Raw genomic sequence first — 746 nt, forward strand, 5'->3', positions numbered from 1 at the left:
CATCGGCGGCCACCGGGCCATTGGCGGCATACTCGAAGCTGTCGGTGAAGTTCTCGATGAACGGCTGTCCGCCGATCTCGTGGTTGCCCACGGTCGCCAGCGTGTTCATCGACTCGACGGTGCCCTGCACGCCGGCGAACCAGTCGCGCCACTCGTTGTCCGCGCGCCCGACGTTGACCAGATCGCCGGCGAACAGACCCAGCTCGGCCTCCGGGTGGGCCTCGATGGCCGCGTCGAACGTCTGGTGCCAGACGGTGTCGATCCCCTCCTGGGCGTCACCGAAGTAGAGGAACGTGAATGGATCGGCGTCCGTCGACGCCGTCGTGAAGGCGTACCAGTCGCTCCAGCTATCGCCGGAGGCGACCCGGTACTCGTATGCCGTGTCCTCGTCGAGCCCGTCGAGCAGCGCCGAGTGGCTGCGCGTGGCGTAGCCGTCGAGGCTGCGCTCGGGCTTCTGCTCGGCGTCGACCGTCACGGTCTCGCCGTCGCCCTCCGCGGGGCGCAGCTCCACACGTCCCGTCAGCGGCGACGCGCTGCGCGAACGCCACGTGACGTACTGCGACGTCGACGGGTCCTCGCTCGCAGTGAGCACGATCCGCTCCGGGTCTCCGGCCGGAGCGTCCGGGTCGACGTACTCCTGGTCCGTCACCGCGACATCGAACACGTGCATGATGCCTCGGTCGACGGCGGCCGGCAGGATCACCGCGTCGACGGTCTTCGTGTCGTCGAGTGCAGCCGGGCGGGTG

The 746-nt window shown here is 69.3% G+C and carries 1 protein-coding gene; it reads right to left on the reverse strand.

The genetic code is table 11. The features are described from left to right. On the reverse strand, positions 1-746 hold a 746-nt coding region (locus ELR45_RS36395; RefSeq protein ID WP_205855667.1), incomplete at both ends, for a fibronectin type III domain-containing protein.

Origin of the sequence: Phytoactinopolyspora endophytica, assembly GCF_004138495.1 — a bacterium.
Taxonomy (GTDB): Bacteria; Actinomycetota; Actinomycetes; order Jiangellales; family Jiangellaceae; genus Phytoactinopolyspora; species Phytoactinopolyspora endophytica.